Raw genomic sequence first — 17,550 nt, 5'->3', positions numbered from 1 at the left:
GAAAGGGGATACGAGCGATGAAGCGACTGAGATTGGGAATCGCGACGCTGGCGAAGGCCGTTGGCATGTCCGCCGGCGTTGGGGCCGGCGTGATGGCGGGCGCCATGGCTGGCATCTTGATCGGAACGACGGTGGGCACCACCGCCGCGATGGCTGGAACCGTGCTCGAACGAAGCCTGCCATCGCCCACGCTGGGCCGCGATTACCGCTTCACGGTCTATTTGCCAGATGGCTACGGTGAATCTTGCCTGTCCTATCCGGTGCTCTACCTGCTGCATGGCGCCAATGGCGACGAGCATGACTGGCTGAACAAGGGCAAGATCAAGCCGACCCTCGATCGGCTGATCAACGACGACGCCATCACTCCGATGATCGTCGTGATGCCGGGACACAAGCAGATGTGGTGGGTGGACGCCAACGCGGAGAAAGCCGGCACCGTGCTGATGAAGGAACTCCTGCCCAGGATCGAACAGGATTTCCGCATCGTGGAAGGCCGCGCCGGCCGGATGGTGGCGGGCCTCTCGGCCGGCGGGCAGGCGGCTGTCCGGCTGGCCTTCGAGCATCCGGAGATGTTCGCCGCCGCCGCGGCACTGAGCCCGGCGGTCTACGAGCCCCTTCCCCCGTCCAACTCGTCGGCGATGAAGGACCCGCCGTTCCAGAAGGATGGCAAATTCGACGGCGAGGCTTGGGCGAAACTGAGCTGGCGCCCCCTGTTCGAAACGTACCGCGCCCAGCCGGTGGTGGTGCCGTTCTACATCAACAGCGGTGACATCGACCGATTCGAGATCCCGTATCACGCGGCCGCCCTGTTCCGCGAGCTTCACCGTCACCAGCCGGGCAACGCGATCTTCCGCGTGGTCGCCGGCGATCACGAGTGGCCGGTTTGGGCCAGCACGATCGGCGACGCGCTTGAATACATGTCGCCCCACGCCCGAACACCCATCGAGGCCGATCCGGCGCGGTGTGGCGCGGCCAAATGATGGGATCAGCGACTCGCGCGCGGGGGTGAGAGCGTCGGTGGCGGCGTCACGGGAAGGGAGACGCCGCCACCTCGCCTTCTACGATCGCCCATGGCGCCGCCCTGAACCTCATCGACGGTCAACCATCCCGCTTTGTCGCCAAGCCGGCTCGCGTCGGGACGTAAGACAGCGGGAGCGCTGGAAGCAACATTTTCCGTTCCCGCATGAACGCCCCTATAGGCACGCGTTAGGAGAGTATTTCCCCACCACCAACACCGAAAATCTCACTCCTCAAATCGGTAAGTTTACTATTTAGATAAAATCACTCTTTATTAACACGTCTAATCCCTCGTCGCGATTGGGCATCCGCGTCGAATTTCGCCTCTGGACACCGCCCGCACCCGAGCGGATCCGGGACGAGGAGCGGAAACGCCGGCAGCGCACCGCGAACACATATAGATCCAGCAAGGAACCGCCATGTCCGATTTTTTCACCCGGGCCCGCCATCATGCGCTGTACCAGATCCTGTCCACACCGGTACGCGCGTGGCCTCACCAGCACCTGTTCATCGAGGATGTGTTCCCCAAGGAGTTCTACGCCGAACTCCGCCGCCTGATGCCCGCTCCCGAAGCGTACGAATCCCTCTCCAAGACCGGCAAGGTCGCGGAAGGGGATTACGACATGCGCGTGGGCTTCCTATTGAAGGATGACCATCTGGCCCGCGTGCCGACGGATGTCGCGGCTTTCTGGACCAATCTGTTCAACGAGGTTTTCAACAAGGAGTTCGCCGACGCGCTGCTGGCACGGCACGCGCCGGACATCGCGGCCCGTTTGACGCGGGAAGGGGCGGCGTGGCCCGATCCGATCCGCAGGGACATGATCCTGGTGCGGGATTCCAGCTCGGACGGCGTCAAGATCCACACGTCCGATCCGTCGAACCTGCTGACGCTTCTGTTCTATCTGCCGGAAGACGACCGCCACGTCGAGTGCGGCACCACGCTTTACCTGCCCAAGGACCGCGGCTTCCACTGCTGGGGCGGCCCCCATCATGACTTCGAGGGCTTCGATCGCGTCGCGACGATGCCTTACAAGGCCAACTCGCTATTCATGTTCCTCAAGACAGACGACTCATTTCACGGGGTCGAGCCGATCCGCATTCCCGACCTGCGCCGGGATCTGCTGCTCTTCTACATCAAACGCTGATCCGGCTAGCCAAAGGGCCAGCCGGCGTTTCGACGCCGGCTGGCCCGATGACATGCCCGAGAGGCGGTCAGTTCTCCAGGACGGCGTCGGCCGGAGCCGTCACGCCATGCTTGCCGGCGGCCGCCTTGGAGATGAAGAACTTCGGAGTTGGCAGCACGACGGGCAGGCTGCCGGCGTTGCCGCCTTGCAGCACCTTGGCGACCAGTTCCGCGGACGCGATGCCCATGTCGGCGACCGCCGGGGTGTAAGCCGCCAGCCAGCCAGCCTTGACAAAGGTCTGGGTACCGCCGAACAGCGGAACGGTGGCACCGACCGCGGTCTGGATCTCACCCGCGACGGAGGCGAGGAAGTTGTCGGCACCGGCATAGACGGCATCGACCTTGACCTTGCCCGAAGTGATCTCCGCCAGCACGTCCTGGAGGGAGGTGTTGCCGGGGGTGACGCGCCGCGAGGTGACGTTGACGCCGTGCTTCTCGGCCCAGGACCGCACTTCGTTCTCGATCAGGTTGGAGTTCGGCTCGCGCGAGTTGAACAGGACGAGCAGGGTGCGGATCGGCTTCAGCTTGGTGAAGGCGTCGAACTGATCGGCCATCGGCACGCCGTTGGTCACGCCGGTGATCGAGCCGCCGGGCTCCTTCAGCGATTTGACCAGCTTGGCCCCGACCGGATCGAACACGATGTCGAAGACGACCGGGATGCGGTCGCGGATCACGCCGGTGGCGACCTGGGTGGCGACGGTCCCATAGGAATAGGCTACGTCGAAGGATTTGCCCGCGATATCCGCTTCGAGACCCTGCATGCCCGCCGCGAGCGTGCCGCGGTCCTGGTTGGCGTTGATCTCGCGGTAGGTCGCCTTGATACCCAACTCTGCGAGCTTGGCCTGGAACGCCTTCTCGGAGTCGGTGATGCCCTTCCACAATACAAGCAGCACATTCTTGTCCTGAGCCGCCGCGGGAGCGACGGAGAGAGGCAGGGCGACAGCCGCGGCCAAGAGGGCGGCAAACAGGAGTCTCGCCTTCATAACGCAACCTCCAACATCATATAGTTGTATTTACTTTTACCATAAGTCGCATCGACTGTAACTGTGTTGCTATTATGGAGCAATTCAAAAATGCTCTTCTCGAAAAAAAGGTTGTAAGTTATAAAATTATATTCTAAATTTAACTTAGAATTTTGCGCGATAGAAGTCCTTCTTGGTTGTGCAACTCATGCATCCGTCCAATTCTTCGAGCGACACGACCGAAAATCCTCCACCTGCGAATGCTGATTCCGATACGCGGATGGATCGAGTCTCCCCGGCTGGAAGAAGAAACCATGAACTCCGCATGATACGCGCGGCGTTCTTCCTCTTCATCGCCGCGGACGCCTTTTCCAGCGCCTTCCTGCCGGTCCACGCGCGCGGCCTGTCGGCGGCATCGCCCATGATCATCTCCGGGATATCGCAAGGTTTCGCGAGCGGCGCCCCCATTTCGGCCTTCTGGTTGATGGTCGCGGCGGCGCAGTTGACGGCGGGTTTCTGGGAACGGGGGCGGGATCATAGAACGCTGCTGTTGGGCGCCATGCTGATGTCGAGCGCGGCGCTCGCCATGGCGGGAATCGCCGGCACCATCGAAGGACTGATCCTCTGGCGCGCCATGGGCGGCTTCGGCTATGGCGTCGCGATGATGCTGGTCCAGGACCGCATCCTGCGAACGATGGGTCCCAAGGCGAGAACCCAGGCTTCGGGCAATTACCTGAGCGCCTTTTTCGCCGGAACCATCTGCGGGACCTTCGCGGGGAGTGAGATCGCCGGTTTGATTGGATACTCCGGAACTTTCCTGGCGGCGGCGGCGGTCAGCGGCTGCGCCGTCGTTCTCGCCACGTTCGTGAGCGCCCATCGCGAAACCAAGGCCCGGCAGCCGTTTCAGCCCCTTGTTTTGCTGCGAAACCCGGCTTTCCTGGCGCTGGCGGTGCTGGCCGCCGTTCCGTCGCGTCTGCTGATCGCGGGATTCCTCTATTTCCTGGTGCCGCTCCACCTGCATGACGCCGGTCTGAGCCCGGCGGAAACCGCCCGGGTCGTCATGATCTACTCCTTGATCCTGGCGACGACGACGCTGGCATGGTCACGCCTGATCGACCGCATGGGCAGGCCCCTGCTGTTCACCGTTCTGGGATTGGCGGCGTCGGCCGCCGCCATGCTTGTGATCCCGATCGGGCCGCCGGGCATCTGGGGCGCGATCGCCGCCGTGGCCCTGCTGGGGATGTCGCAGGCGATGGGCATGTCGCCACAGGTGACGGTGCTGTTCCAAGTCGCCCGATCGGAGATGGACCGTTTCGGCGCCACGCCGGTGCTCGGCATCTACCGGGTGTGCGAGCGGGTCGGCCTGTTCGCCGGTCCGCTGGTGGCGGCTTGGCTGATGGGCGATCACGGCTATGAGGGGACGATGGTGGTGCTGGGCGCCATGGCGGCGATTTCCGTATTCGCGCTGCTCGCCGCCTTCGCCATCGCGGGAGCCCTCCATCCACCACCAGACCCCGACGAGCGCGGCGCCCAGGTGGCGCCAGAACAGGAGACGGTCGCATGATTTCCGGTATCGACGATCCTCTCGCGGTCATTCCCAGCGGTTCCGGCTCGGACACCGGCTCCTCCCTCATGTCATGGGGCGACGCCATGACATGGGAGGAATACGAGTTGCTGGCCCTCCGCACGGCGGCTCCGTTCGAGGGCAAGTTCGACCTATGCTACTTCAACTACATCCACCCCAAGCGACTGCAGGGCCATTGGCCGGCGCATCAGGTCAAGGACACGCCGATCCGAGTCGCCTACACCGACTGGGGCGATCCGGACGGTCCGCTGGTGATCTGCGTGGGCGGCATCGCCAACACGGCCCGGCGCATGGATTATCTGGCGCTGGACCTTTCCCGTCACTTCCATGTCGTCTGCCTGGACTGGGTCGGGCGCGGCATGAGCGGCTGGATGCCGACCCAGGGCGACTACACGCTGGAGACGAACGTCGAGTCGATGATCCAGCTGCTCGACCATTTGGACTGTTCACGCGCCAGCATCATCGGCTCCTCGCTGGGCGGCAGCGTCGCGATGGCCTTGGCAGCGCGCCATCCCGAAATGGTCGAGAGACTGGTGCTCAACGACATCGGCTTCCACATGCCGGCCGAACGGCGCCGGCGCCGGGCCGAGGCGGTCGCCCGCCACTACGCCTTCAAGCGCCCGGCCGACCTGTACCGGCGGCTCGGCGCGTCGGCCAAGAACGAGGGGCCGGTGACCGAGGACGAATTGCTGCACAACACCTATTTCCAGACCCAATGGTCCGACGGCCACGGCGGCCGGATCTACCGCCACGACCCCCGCGCCTTGCAGGCCTACGCCGAGGACGCGCAGGTCAGCCTGGACCAGCGGGAGGATTGGGACAAGCTGTCGCTGCCCATCCTGGTGCTGCGGGGCATGGTGTCCGACGCGCTGCTGCCCGAGACGGTGGAGGAGATGATCACCAAGCCGGACGTGACGGCGGTGTTCGTCCCCAACACCGGGCACACGCCGTCGCTGAGCGATGCCAACCAGATCCACTTCCTGCGCGAATGGCTGCTGGGACGGGGACCGGACGCGCACTTCACCTGCCTGAACCCTCCTTCGACGCCGCGCCACCTGTTCGGCGCGGCGCCACCGCCGCCTCCACCGCCGCCTCCCCCACCGGCGCCCGGAGCCTGACCACGTGGGAGCGCGGGCGGCCCCCTACCAGACCGCGCGGGCCGACGCCGAGCGGCCGGCCGCCCTGGATTCCGGCGGCCAGGGCGAGGTCTCCGGCGTCGAGGGGCTGCGGCTCAAGATCGACTCGGTGCTGGGCAACCTGCCCGGCCACGACCTGACGGTCGAGAGCGATACTCCGGTCGAGCGGATCGAGGAGCTGTTCGCCGCCCACACCACCCTGCCCGGCATCCTGCTCAGCCGCGGCGGACGCCACGCCGGCATGGTGCCGCGCGGCCGGTTCACCGAATGCCTGGCGCGGCCGCTGGGCCGCGAGTTCTACGCGGGCCGCCCGATCTCGCAGCTGGTCAGCACCGAGCGGATCCAGACGTTGCGCATGGACAGCAACGACCGGCTGGAGATGGCGGCCCAGATCGCGCTGCTGCGCCCGGCGGGCCAAGCCTACGAGCCGGTCGTCGTGGCCTTTCCGGACGGTCGGCACTGCGTGCTCGACATGCAGGTGATCCTGCTCCAGCTGGCCCGCTTCTACGATATCGCGACGACCCAGAACCGGGGCCTGCTGGAGAACGTCCAAGCCTATGCCGGGCGCCTGGAAAGCACGCTGGACGACCTGCGGCGGACCGAGGAACGGCTGGTCCTGGACATCCAGGTGCGCGAGCGGACCGAGCAGCATCTGCGCGACAACCGCATCCGCCTGCTGCGCCAGACCACGGCGCTGCAGGAGATCGCCAAACTGGACGCGATGCGGCTGTCCGACTTCGACCGCGCGATGACCAACATCACGGGCGTCATCGCCATGACGCTGCGGATCGACAGCGTCGGCATCTGGATGATGGACGAGACGCCCGACGGTCCAGCCCTCACCAAGGTGGCCCAACACCACGCGTGCCGGGCGGCGGCGGGCGACGAGACGGGCGCCGGCACGCTGCCGCTGAACGACTATCCGCTCTACCGCACGGCGCTGATGCGCGACCGCTCGCTGGTCGTGGCCGACGTCGAATCCGACATCCGCGTCGCGGAGTTGCTGGACCCGGTGCTGCACCCCTCGGGCGTCACCTCGCTGATGCATGTCTGCGTCCAGGTCGAGCAGCGGCAAGTCGGCGTGGTGCGCTGCGAGCACCGCGGCAAGCCGCGCACCTGGGCCGACGACGAGGTCAACTTCGTCGAAGCCGCGATCAACTTCGTGGCGCTGGTCACCGTCGGGCGCGAACGCAAGCAGGCCGTGCAGGCGCTGCACGACAGCGAGCTGCGCCTGCTGCACCTGCTGGAGACCAGTCCCGTCGGCGTCTGCATCATCGATCGCCAGGGCCGCATCCACTTCTCCAATCCCAGCCTGTGCGCCCTGTTCGGCCGCTCGCGCGACGCCCTGTTGACGACCGACTTCGCGGGATTGTACCTGGATCCGGAACGGCACGGCGAATGCCTGGAGATCTTCGACGCCGCCGCCTGCGTGCGGGGCGTCGAGACGGCGTTCCGGCGGTCGGATGGCGAGATCCGCTGGACCATCATGTCGTGGGAGCCGTCGGTGCTGGACGGTCGCGGCGTCATCGTCGTGTGGCTGTTCGAGATCACCGGCCTGAAGGAGGCCGAGGACGACCTGCGTCAGGCGAAGGAGGAGGCCGAGGCCGCGACCCGCGCCAAGTCGACCTTCCTCGCCACCATGAGCCACGAGATCCGCACGCCGATGAACGGCGTGCTGGGCATGCTCGACATCCTCAGCCGCAGCAAGCTGGACAGCGACCAGCGGCGCTCCGTCGCGGTGATCCGCGAGAGCGGCGTGTCGCTGCTGAGCATCATCGACGACATCCTGGACTTCTCCAAGGTCGAGGCCGGACGCCTGGACCTGGAGCAGGTGCCGATGACGCTGACCGACACGGTCGAGGGAGTCGCCGCCACCCTGACCCCGGCGGCTTGGCAAAAGGGATTGCGGATCGTCACCTTCATCGATCCGGCCATCCCCCGCTGGCTGATCGGCGATCCCATGCGGCTGCGCCAGATCCTGTTCAATCTGGTCGGCAACGCCATCAAATTCACCGCCACCGGCTCGGTCACCCTGAGGATCGACCTGATCGCGATCCGCGACGGCCGCGCCGAAATCCGCGTGCGCGTGATCGACACCGGCATCGGCTTGACCGATGAACAGGCCGCGCGGCTGTTCCAGCCGTTCACCCAGGCGGAAAGCTCGACCACGCGTCGGTTCGGCGGCACCGGACTGGGGCTGTCGATCTGCCGCCTCCTGGCCCAGCTGATGGGCGGCGGCATCGGGGTGGACAGCGTGTCCGGCAGGGGCAGCAGCTTCCGGGTCGAGTTGTCGCTGCCGGTGGTCGAGGGGGCCTGGACCGAACACTCCATGGGCTTGGTCGACCTCACGGGGATCACCGTGGCGCTGGTCGTGCCCGAGGAGGACGAGCGCGAGGTCGTGACCCGCTACCTGGAAGCTGACGGTGCCGTCGTCGCCGGGTTCGGCGACGCGGCGGGCGCCACCGCCTGGATGCGCGCCAAGCCGCATTCCCCGGCCCCTTTCCAGGGCATCGCCAAGTTCCACGCCGGCCAGCCGACCGTCGCCTTGCTCGACGCTTCCGTGGCGCCCGCGGCGTTCCCCTTCCCGGCGGTGCCGCGCGTCAAGCTGGCGGTCGACGCCCGTCCGTTCCGGCGCGGCGGGCTCAACCGGATGGTCGCGATCGCGGCCGGCCGGCTGGACGAGAACGGCGGCGACCAGCCCGACGCGGGGATGCTCGACCATCCGGTGCTGCTGGATCCGGGCGGTCCGATCCTGGTCGCCGACGACCACCCGATCAACCGCGAGGTGATCGTGCTCCAGTTGGCCCAACTCGGCTGCGAGGCCGACGCGGTCAACGACGGTGCGGAGGCCCTGATGGCGATGGGACGGCGGGAGTACGTTCTGTTGCTGACCGACTGCGACATGCCGGTGCTGGACGGATTGCAGCTGACCATGGCGATCCGCGCCCAGGAGGCGACGGAGGCCGGAGCCTTCCGCCGCCGCCTGCCGATCGTCGGCATCACCGCCAACGCCCACGCCGGCGACGTGGAGCGCTGCATCTCCGGCGGCATGGACGACTGCCTGACCAAGCCGGTCGAGACCGCCCGGCTGGGCCGCGCGCTCGCCCGCTGGCTGCCGGAGGCGGAACCCAGGGAGGAGGACGGCGGGGGTGGCGCCGGCGGAATCGCCGATGGGGTCGGGAAAGCCGGGGGTGACGCCCATGGTTCGCCGGCCGACGCGGCGACGGAGCCGCCGGCCGGAACCCCGGAGGAACCGCCGATCGACACGCGCGGCTTCCGTGAACTGCTGGGCGACGATCTCGAGGCGATCGGCGGCCTGCTCAAGCGATACCTCCAGGCCAGCGCCCCGGTCCATGACGAGCTGGCGGCGGCGATCGCGTCGGGCCAGCCGGCCGATGTGGTCAAGCGGCACGCCCATAAGCTGAAGGGCGCCTCCGGCATGGTCGGCGCCGCGACGCTGGCGGGAGTTTGCCAGGACCTGGAGAGTGCCGGAGCGGCCGACGACAGGGCGGCCATCGCGGCGGCGGGCTCGCGGCTCGACGCCGAATGGAACCGAGTCGCCGATTTCATCGAACGCTTCTGATTTCCAGCGAAGGAGACACCGGATGGCCGATCACGGCGCCGAAGAGACCACCACCGCCGCGGGCGTCCTGCTGTTCATGCGGCACGGGGAGACCGAATACAACCGGCGCAAGGTGCGTTGCGGCGGCGATGTCGACATCCCGCTCACGGAGCTGGGCGAGGCCCAGGCCCTCGAGGCCGGCTTGTCGCTGCGCGCATCCGGCGTATCGATCGACACGATCATCGCCAGTCCACTCATCCGCGCGAGGCGCACCGCCGAGATCGTCCGGGACGCCGCCGGCCTGGCTTGCCCGATCGCCTTCCACGACGGCTTGATCGAGCGCCGGCTGGGCGACTGGAATGGAATGGATATCGGGGCGACCCAGCCGATGCTGGACGCCGGCGAGCGGCCGCCCGGCGGCGAGGACGAACCGGAGTTCCGTCGGCGCATCGGCCTGACCCTGGCCGAAATCCTGGAATGGGGACACGCACTGCCGTTGCTGGTCGGCAGCAAGGGCGTGGCGCGCGTCCTGTCGCTGGCCCTTGCGGCGGATCAGCGCGGCCCGGCGCGCAACGCGGAGGTCATGCGCCTCGGCCCTCCGGCCGAAGGCTGGCGTGATCTGCTTGGAATCTGATGGAATCCAGCGGCGAGGCGCGGCGGAAATGAGGCTGAGCCATGCGTTACACGGACCGTCTAATAATTGAAACATTCAATTTGTTATATTAAAATTTCATTCGCAGTTTCATGTTTATGTTCTCCCAGGAGACGTCACAGGCCGCCGCAGCGCGTCCGGCGAGCAAAAGGATTGATGGAATGCTGGGCTTCTACAATCGCAGTTTGACGGTCAAGGTGATCGTGCCGATCATCATACTGCTGACGGTGATCGCGCTCGGCACCATGGTGGGCGTCGCCTTCATGAACATGACCAAGGCGCATGGCGCCCTTTCCGAACGGGCCCAGATGGTGACCAAGGTCCTGGTTGGCGGAGCCGGCGAGGCCGTGTGGAACATGGATGTCGGCGCCGCGGAGGCCACACTCGCGGCTCTCGAGTCGGATCCCGACTATGTCGGCAGCACGATCTCGGACAAGGACGGACGGGTCTTCGCCAGCCATGGCGTCACGGATGGCGAAGCCGGTGACAACATCGTCCAGCGCGCCAACATCGTCCGCGGCTCTGGCGACCGCGAGGAGACGATCGGCTCGGTCGAGGTCAGGCTGTCCCAGCAGCGGATCTACGACGATATCCGGAACCAAACGCTGATCATCGCCGCCGTCTGCGCCATGGCGCTGATCGTGGTATGCGGCGTCCTGGTGCTGATCGTGCGCGGAGTGACCCTGCCGATCGTGGAGATGACCTCGGTCATGACACGGCTGGCTTCGGGACATACCGAGGTCGAAGTGCCCGCGACATCACGCCGCGACGAGATGGGCCGGATGGCGGCCGCCGTCGTGACCTTCCGGGAGAACGCGATCGAGAAGGCCCGCCTGGAGGCGGATCAGGTCCGGTTGCGCGCCGAGGCGGAGGTCGAACGCCGGCGGGCTCTGGCTTCGGTCGCGGAAAGCTTCGACGCCGATGTCGGGCAACTGTTGGCGCGGGTCAACAAGACGGCGGGCGAGATGAGCGCCTCGGTCGGCGATGTCGCCGCCAGCGCCGGGGACAACGCCGGCTTGAGCCGGGAGGCGGCCTCCGCCGCGACGGAGGTCACGGCCAACGTGGAGACGGTGGCCGCCGCGGTCGAGGAGTTGGCGGCGTCGATCAGCGAGATCTCGTCGCAGGCCCACGCCTCGAACAACGTCTCGGGCGGCGCCAACGAGCGCGTCACGGGCACCGTCGAACGGATGCGGAGGCTGGTGGAGGACGCCAACCAGATCGGCAACGTGCTGACTCTGATTTCAGATATTGCCGGACGGACGAACCTGCTGGCGCTCAACGCCACGATCGAGGCGGCGCGGGCGGGCGAGGCCGGCAAGGGCTTCGCCGTCGTCGCCACCGAGGTCAAGAATCTGGCCGGCCAGACCGCCAAGGCGACGGACGAGATATCCAAGCTGGTCGGGGCGATCCAGGCGTCGACCGGTCACGCCGCGCGGGAGATCGACGGCATCGCCGGGGTGATCGTCAGCATCAGCGAGATCAGCGCCTCGATCGCCGGCGCCGTCGAGGAGCAGAACGCCGCGACCGAGGAAATCAGCCGTGCGGTGCAGCAGGCCGCGGGAGGCACCCAGCGGTTGCGCAACCACATGGAAGGGGTGGCACAGTCCGCCCAGCGGAACGGTCAGGCGGCCAAGGTGCTCCATGACGGCATCCGCAGCCTGGAAAGCGGTTTCCACGGGGTCCAGACACAGGTCGACCACTTCGTCGACCGGCTCAAGGCGGGCTGATAACGACTGATCGTCGAAGTCGGGAAATCCGCGACGGAGACGCCCGGCCAGGGGGCGGCCGGGCGCTGAAGCTCCGTTGCGGGAGCCCGGATGCGGCAGGGGAGACCGAGGACCGGGCGATTGCCTCCAGGGGAAGAGGCCTCACTTCCACCAGCAAGGTGGCCGAAGGGCGGCTCCCGACCAATGCGCCATAGGCTTGTCTGCCATGCTTTTTTGGCAAGCCTTACCCCTGCGACATGGTAGTGGTTGCAAGGCGCGTACAAGGTGGGATACGAGGACGCGATCACCCTCATATTTTAGGGATATCCAATCAGCCGTACCCAGGGGCGAATCATAGGGCTGGCGTCGGGTTTCGGTTCGGGATCCGGGGACGCATCGCCGCCTTGACGCGCCAATAGCCAAATCGAGGGAGCGAACTTGCCTGACACCGCGAGAGAACAAGTCCTGAAGCGCCCGCGCGCACGGGACAACCGCCAGCCGAAGCTTGCCCTTGGTTTGCTGCCGGAACTGGTCGGCTATAACCTGCGCAAGGCTCAAATCGCCGTTTTTCAGAACTTCCAGAACGCGGTGGCGCCCCATGACATCACCCCGGGGCAGTTCGGCGTCCTGATCCTGATCCGCGAGAACCACGGGTTGAGCCAGTCCGAATTGGGCAACGCGGTCGGCATCGACCGCTCGACCATGGTCGCGGTGATCGACCGGTTGGAAAGCCGCGGCTGGGTGGTGCGGGCCCCCTCGCCCAACGACCGCCGGTCCTACGCGCTCGAACTGAGCCCCGCTGGCAGCGTGCTGATCGAGGACCTGATTCCCCGTGTCCGCGCCCACGAGCGCGCCATGGCGAAGGACCTGAACAAGGCGGAGCAGGCGACCCTGATCGACCTGCTGAACCGGGTCGCCAAGGCGGTCTGACCGTCCGGCCGCCTCAAAGGGCGGCGCGGCTGGCGGCCCGATCGGCGCACGCCGTCCCGAACGCTCGGAAGATCGCGGAGCTGTCGGCGCATTCCCAGAAGCGCCATTCCGGATGCCATTGGATGGCGAGAGCGAAGCTGGCGGCTCCCGTGACGCTGACCGCCTCGACCAGCCCGTCGGGCGCCACCGCCTCGACGCTCAAGCCGTCGGCCACGCGGTCGATCGCCTGGGCGTGGATCGAGTTCACCCGGATCTCCGCGGCACCCGTGATCCGGGCGAGAACACCGCCAGGCGTAAGGCTGACCGGGTGGACCTTGGCGTATTGCTCTTCGACCGGCCGTTCATCGTCGGCCCGGTGGTCGAGCTTACCGGGCAGTTCCTGGACCCGCTGATGCAGCGTGCCGCCTAACGCCACATTCAATTCCTGGATGCCGCGGCAGATCGCCAGCAGCGGAACGCCGGCCGACACCGCCGCCCGGATCAGCGGCAGGGTGGTGTCGTCACGCTCCGGATCGTGCAGGGTTCCGGCCACGCTGGAGGGTCCGCCATAGCGCGCCGGCTCCACGTTCGACGGGCTGCCGGTGATCAGCAGTCCATCGAGCCGCCCCAGCAGGTCGCCGATGTCGAGCGAGGCGCCGAGCGCCGGGATCACCAGGGGCAGCGCGCCGGCACCCTCGGAGACGGCGCGGACATATTTATCGCCGGCGATGTGGAAAGGATGCGCGCCCATTCGGCGGACACACGCTGGTATGCCGACGAGCGGGGTCGGCCCGGTCTTGGCGATCATGGGAAACTCTCCTGGGACAACGGTCCTGCATGGGAGCCGTCGACGCACGCGACTCGGAAATGGCACATTACCGGATCATAACGCGAACAGGGTCCGAATCAGGAACCAAAACGGAATGACCGGTCCGTCACGTCCGCATGTTCAGCAAGTCGCGCGTCATCTCGTCGGTGGTCCGGACAACCGACAGGTTGGCCGAGTAGGCACGCGACCCCAGGATCTGCTGGGACACCTCGGCGCCGTAGTCGACGTTCGGCACCCCCACCATCCCCTGGGAGTTGGCGTCGGACGACGACGGGTCATATTCGGCGACGATCGGCGAGGACAGCGGCTTGACGCCGGAGCGCACTCCGGCCCCTTGACCGTCCCCCGTCCGGACATCGCCCTGCGTGGCGGCGACCGGCACATAGGGCGCCCGTCCCTCCGTGACCCCACCCTTGCCGGGGAGCGCGCCGGTGACGCGCGCGTTCGCGACGTTTGACGCGCTCGCGTCGATCCGCCGGGTTTCCGCCGCCAAGCCCGAGAATGCGATACCAAGAGTGCCGTTCATCGCCGCCACCAATTCAAACCTTATCGATGATACGCCCGAACCAGACCTTGCCACAAGATCGGGCCACAAGATCAGGCTGGCCCGGAAATCCTCAGGCGCGCGGCAGGCTGACGGTGAAGACCGCGCCGCGCCCATGGTCGCCGTCACTCCGGTTGCGCGCGAAGATCTCGCCGCCATGGGCGTCGACGATCTGCTTGGAGATGCTCAGGCCCAGGCCGGAATGGGTCCCGAACTTCTCGCCGGCCGGGCGTTCGGTGTAGAAGCGGTCGAAGATCGCGTCCAGCTTGGTTTCCGGGATACCGGGACCGTCGTCCCCCACCGTCACCTCGACCCGGTCGCCCGTCACGGCGGCGCTGACCGTGACGACCCCATCGGGTGGCGAGAACGACACGGCGTTGGCCATCACGTTCTGGAACACCTGCACCAGACGACTCTCCAGGCCGGGCACGGTCAGGTCGCCGCCAGCGGGCAGTTCGAGCTTGATGCGGGGAGCCGAACGTTCCGCCGCCGTGGTCTGGTGGATGTCCGCCAGCATCCGCAGCATCCGCCCGATATCCACCGGCTCCGACTCGGCCCGACTCAGTTCGGCGTCCAACCGGGACGCGTTGGAGATGTCGCTGATCAGCCGGTCCATCCGGTGGATGTCATCCTCGATGATCGACATCAGCCGGCGCTGCTGGTCGGGATCGCGCACCCGGGCGACGGTCTCGACGGCGCTCCGCAGGCTGGTCAGCGGGTTCTTGATCTCGTGCGCGACATCGGCCGCGAAACTCTCGATCGCGTCCATCCGCTGCCACAGCGCCGCCGTCATGTCGCGCAACGCGCCCGACAGGTCGCCGATCTCGTCGCCGCGGCGGCTGAAGTCGGGGATCTCGTGATGCCGGCCATGACCGCGCCGGACATGGTCGGCCGCCACCGCCAGCTTGCGGATCGGCCGCGCGATCGTTCCCGCCAGATAGAACGACAGCAGCACGGTGACCGCCAGCGCCACCGCGAACACCTTGAGGATGTCGAGCCGGACCGAGCGGATCGCCGCGTCGATCTGGGCGCCGCCGCGCGACAGCATGACCGCTCCCAGCACCTGCTTGAACCGCTGCACGGGGACCGCCACCGTCAGCATCATGCCGTGGTCGGGCGTGGTCCAGACGCTGGCGCCGATATCCCCGGCCAGCGCCCTGACGACGTCGGCGTAGCGGTTGGCCTCCTGGACGGGGCCCTCGCGGAACACCGGGAACTTGTCGCGCGACGGCAGCGCGTTGACGATCTTGTCGTACAGGTCGATCGCGAAGCGGGCGATCGGTCCTCCTTGAATAGGCGGCGGCAGTTCCTCGATCTGGACGACGCCGCCGGGGCCGATCAGCACCCGGCTATCGGCCACCAGCATGCCGGACGGATCGAACAGGCGGGTCCGCGTGTCGGTCGTCTCGACCAGCCGCCGGACCATCTGGCGCGCCAGATCGTGCGACAGCTCGTTGGTCTCGTCGCCGCCCCGCGTGATCGCCGCCTCGCCGATGGCGCCGGCGAAGATCCGCGCCTCGGTGCTGAGCGCCTCCAACTCGCTTTCGATCAGCCTGTCCTGATAGCGGCCGAGATAGAGCAGCCCTCCCACCAGGATCGCCAACGCCAGCACGTTGACCGCCAGGATCCGGAGCGTCAGCGGCGACAGCGCGCGGCGAAAGCGGCGCACCGTCAGACCGTCGCCGGAACGCCCCCCCTCCCGGCTGGCTGCATCCACCGCCGGTCGCGCCGGCCCCTTCGGCTGGGACCGGAAAACCGAGCCGCCTTCAGGCATCACGGTATCGATAGCCGACGCCGTACAGGGTTTCGATCTGGCCGAAATCGTCGTCGATCGCCTTGAATTTCTTGCGCAGCCGCTTGATGTGGCTGTCGATCGTGCGGTCGTCGACGTAGATGTGCTCGCCATAGGCGGCGTCCATCAGTTGGTCGCGGCTCTTGACGTGTCCGGGACGCACCGCCAGCGCCTTGACCAGCAGGAACTCGGTGACGGTCAGCTCGATCGTTTGACCCTTCCAGGTGCAGGCGTGGCGCGCCGGGTCCAGCACAAGATCGCCGCGGGTGATCACGGCGCTCGGCTCACCGCCGGTCTTGTCCTGCCGCATCTGCTCCCGGCGCAACAGCGCCCGGATGCGCTCGATCAGCAGGCGCTGGCTGAACGGCTTCTTGATGTAGTCGTCGGCGCCCATGCGCAGTCCCAGCACCTCGTCGACCTCGTCGTCCTTGGATGTCAGGAAGATGATGGGCAGGCCGCTGACCTGCCGCAGGCGCGACAGCAGTTCCATGCCGTCCATGCGCGGCATCTTGATGTCCAGCACGGCCAGATCGACCGGCTTGGCGGTCATCCCGCGCAACGCCTCGTCGCCGTCGGCATAGGTTCGGACCTCGAAGCCCTCGGCTTCCAGCGCGATCGACACCGACGTCAGAATGTTGCGGTCGTCGTCAACCAGCGCGATCGTTTGCGGCAACGCGCGTCTCCTCTACACCTCGAAGTGGAGCATCCGTCGGGATGCGGAAAATCCCTCTTCCGCTCCCGCACTGTGGTTTGCCAATATGGCACTATTGCGGCGCGAAAAAGGGTGTTCGAGCCCTGGAAAATGGTGGGTGTCCTCGATGAATACCAGTTCCGGGAATGCCGCCATCCCAGCCCGGGGGCCGAACCCGGGTCCAACCCCGGCCGAAGTGGCGCGCCGCGTGATGCGGTCGGCCGACCGCGCGACCCTGTCGACCGCCCAGCGCGACGCGGGTGGCTGGCCGTATCCCTCGCTGGTGCTGGCGGCGCTCGACCTGGACGGCTCACCCCTGCTGCTGATCTCGGACTTGGCCGACCACACGGCCAACATCAAGGCCGACCCGCGCGTCGGGCTGCTGTTCGACGGGACCCAGGGATTGGCGGAGCCGCTGACCGGCCCGCGCGTGTCGGTGCTGGGCCGGGCGGAGCGCAGCGAGGACCCGCGTCATCGTGTCCGTTTCCTGGCGCGGCATGAGAGCGCATCCTTCTACGCGGGATTCGGCGACTTCTCCATCTACCGGATCGCGGTGGAGCGGGCGCATCTGGTGGCCGGTTTCGGCCGCATTCACTGGATCGCCGGCGAGGACCTCCTTTTTCGCCTCCCAGATATCGAGACACTGGCATTACGGGAGCCGGATATCGTAGAGCATATGAACGAGGACCACGCCGACGCGGTCGCGCTGTACGCGACCGCGCTGCTTGGGCAGGGCGAGGGCGGCTGGAAGCTGACCGGCGTCGACCCCGACGGATGCGACCTGCGTCTGGAGGGGAGGACGGCCCGGTTGGCCTTCGATCGTCCCGTGTTCGACGCCGAAAGCGTTCGGGCGGAACTCGTGAGGCTGGTCAAGCGGGCGCGCGACCGGCGAGGGGAAACGCCGGGCTGACCCATACGGGTCAGACGCACCGGCCAAAACGTAAACCCGGTCCGCCGGATAGAAAAAATAATGTGGAGAGAA

14 protein-coding genes are annotated in these 17,550 nt (G+C 66.9%); 9 read left to right on the top strand and 5 right to left on the bottom strand.

The genetic code is table 11. The features are described from left to right. The first annotated feature begins 17 nt into the window (after positions 1-17). Complete coding sequence (locus N825_RS01670) at positions 18-980, top strand: alpha/beta hydrolase (protein WP_245612967.1); 963 nt, start codon at positions 18-20, stop codon at positions 978-980. Positions 981-1,436: 456 nt separating this feature from the next. Then, entirely contained in the window at positions 1,437-2,162 is a 726-nt protein-coding gene (locus N825_RS01665; RefSeq protein WP_037446051.1) for a hypothetical protein, read from the top strand. A gap of 67 nt (positions 2,163-2,229) precedes the next feature. Here N825_RS01665 and N825_RS01660 read toward each other — a convergent pair whose 3' ends face one another. After that, on the bottom strand, positions 2,230-3,183 hold the full coding sequence (locus N825_RS01660) for an ABC transporter substrate-binding protein (RefSeq protein ID WP_037446050.1): 954 nt from the start codon (positions 3,181-3,183) through the stop codon (positions 2,230-2,232). Positions 3,184-3,487: 304 nt separating this feature from the next. Between N825_RS01660 and N825_RS01655 the strand changes: the two genes are divergently transcribed. The 6 genes from N825_RS01655 (at position 3,488) to N825_RS01630 (ending at position 12,733) form a co-directional block, all read left to right on the top strand. Beyond that, entirely contained in the window at positions 3,488-4,726 is a 1,239-nt protein-coding gene (locus N825_RS01655) for an MFS transporter (RefSeq protein WP_037446049.1), read from the top strand. Continuing rightward, positions 4,723-5,865 carry an alpha/beta fold hydrolase gene (locus N825_RS01650; RefSeq protein WP_051511392.1) on the top strand — a complete coding sequence of 381 codons (1,143 nt, stop codon included), beginning with the start codon at positions 4,723-4,725 and terminating at the stop codon, positions 5,863-5,865. The genes N825_RS01655 and N825_RS01650 overlap by 4 nt, the downstream gene beginning before the upstream one ends. A gap of 4 nt (positions 5,866-5,869) precedes the next feature. After that, positions 5,870-9,466, top strand: a complete 3,597-nt coding sequence (locus N825_RS36075) for an ATP-binding protein (RefSeq protein WP_051511391.1) — start codon at positions 5,870-5,872, stop codon at positions 9,464-9,466. 22 nt (positions 9,467-9,488) lie between these two features. Then, positions 9,489-10,079, top strand: a complete 591-nt coding sequence (locus N825_RS36070; protein WP_051511390.1) for a histidine phosphatase family protein — start codon at positions 9,489-9,491, stop codon at positions 10,077-10,079. A gap of 179 nt (positions 10,080-10,258) precedes the next feature. Then, entirely contained in the window at positions 10,259-11,824 is a 1,566-nt protein-coding gene (locus N825_RS01635; protein WP_037446048.1) for a methyl-accepting chemotaxis protein, read from the top strand. Positions 11,825-12,241: 417 nt separating this feature from the next. After that, a complete protein-coding gene (locus N825_RS01630) occupies positions 12,242-12,733 on the top strand; it encodes a MarR family winged helix-turn-helix transcriptional regulator (protein ID WP_037446047.1) in 492 nt (163 codons plus the stop codon). Between the two features lie 13 nt (positions 12,734-12,746). Here the strand turns inward: N825_RS01630 and N825_RS01625 are convergent, their stop codons facing one another. From N825_RS01625 to N825_RS01610, 4 genes are all read right to left on the bottom strand, one after another. Beyond that, a complete protein-coding gene (locus N825_RS01625; protein ID WP_037446046.1) occupies positions 12,747-13,520 on the bottom strand; it encodes a gamma-glutamyl-gamma-aminobutyrate hydrolase family protein in 774 nt (257 codons plus the stop codon). Between the two features lie 127 nt (positions 13,521-13,647). Continuing rightward, positions 13,648-14,067 carry a flagellar basal body rod protein FlgC gene (locus N825_RS01620; RefSeq protein ID WP_037446484.1) on the bottom strand — a complete coding sequence of 140 codons (420 nt, stop codon included), beginning with the start codon at positions 14,065-14,067 and terminating at the stop codon, positions 13,648-13,650. A gap of 91 nt (positions 14,068-14,158) precedes the next feature. Next, positions 14,159-15,859, bottom strand: a complete 1,701-nt coding sequence (locus tag N825_RS01615) for a stimulus-sensing domain-containing protein (RefSeq protein ID WP_084164155.1) — start codon at positions 15,857-15,859, stop codon at positions 14,159-14,161. After that, positions 15,852-16,550 (bottom strand): response regulator transcription factor, encoded by a 699-nt coding sequence (locus N825_RS01610; RefSeq protein ID WP_037446045.1) that lies wholly within the window; start codon positions 16,548-16,550, stop codon positions 15,852-15,854. Before N825_RS01610 ends, N825_RS01615 begins: the two co-directional genes overlap by 8 nt. Positions 16,551-16,695: 145 nt before the next feature. Here N825_RS01610 and N825_RS01605 point away from each other — a divergent pair, with 145 nt between their 5' ends. After that, a complete protein-coding gene (locus N825_RS01605) occupies positions 16,696-17,478 on the top strand; it encodes a HugZ family pyridoxamine 5'-phosphate oxidase (protein ID WP_037446044.1) in 783 nt (260 codons plus the stop codon). Positions 17,479-17,550 lie beyond the last annotated feature (72 nt).

It is taken from the genome of Skermanella stibiiresistens SB22, assembly GCF_000576635.1.
Lineage (GTDB): Bacteria > Pseudomonadota > Alphaproteobacteria > Azospirillales > Azospirillaceae > Skermanella > Skermanella stibiiresistens.
The sequence above is the reverse complement of the archived record's forward strand: the minus strand, read 5'-3'. Positions and strand labels throughout refer to the sequence as shown.

Bases quoted from the DNA above. Each gene is read 5' to 3' on its own strand.
- N825_RS01655 (WP_037446049.1), top strand. From the start codon at position 3,488: ATGATACGCGCGGCGTTCTTCCTCTTCATCGCCGCGGACGCCTTTTCC.
- N825_RS01660 (WP_037446050.1), bottom strand. From the start codon at position 3,183: ATGAAGGCGAGACTCCTGTTTGCCGCCCTCTTGGCCGCGGCTGTCGCC.
- N825_RS01635 (WP_037446048.1), top strand. From the start codon at position 10,259: ATGCTGGGCTTCTACAATCGCAGTTTGACGGTCAAGGTGATCGTGCCG.
- N825_RS01650 (WP_051511392.1), top strand. From the start codon at position 4,723: ATGATTTCCGGTATCGACGATCCTCTCGCGGTCATTCCCAGCGGTTCC.
- N825_RS01665 (WP_037446051.1), top strand. From the start codon at position 1,437: ATGTCCGATTTTTTCACCCGGGCCCGCCATCATGCGCTGTACCAGATC.
- N825_RS01615 (WP_084164155.1), bottom strand. From the start codon at position 15,859: ATGCCTGAAGGCGGCTCGGTTTTCCGGTCCCAGCCGAAGGGGCCGGCG.
- N825_RS01605 (WP_037446044.1), top strand. From the start codon at position 16,696: ATGAATACCAGTTCCGGGAATGCCGCCATCCCAGCCCGGGGGCCGAAC.
- N825_RS36070 (WP_051511390.1), top strand. From the start codon at position 9,489: ATGGCCGATCACGGCGCCGAAGAGACCACCACCGCCGCGGGCGTCCTG.
- N825_RS01620 (WP_037446484.1), bottom strand. From the start codon at position 14,067: ATGAACGGCACTCTTGGTATCGCATTCTCGGGCTTGGCGGCGGAAACC.
- N825_RS01625 (WP_037446046.1), bottom strand. From the start codon at position 13,520: ATGATCGCCAAGACCGGGCCGACCCCGCTCGTCGGCATACCAGCGTGT.
- N825_RS01670 (WP_245612967.1), top strand. From the start codon at position 18: ATGAAGCGACTGAGATTGGGAATCGCGACGCTGGCGAAGGCCGTTGGC.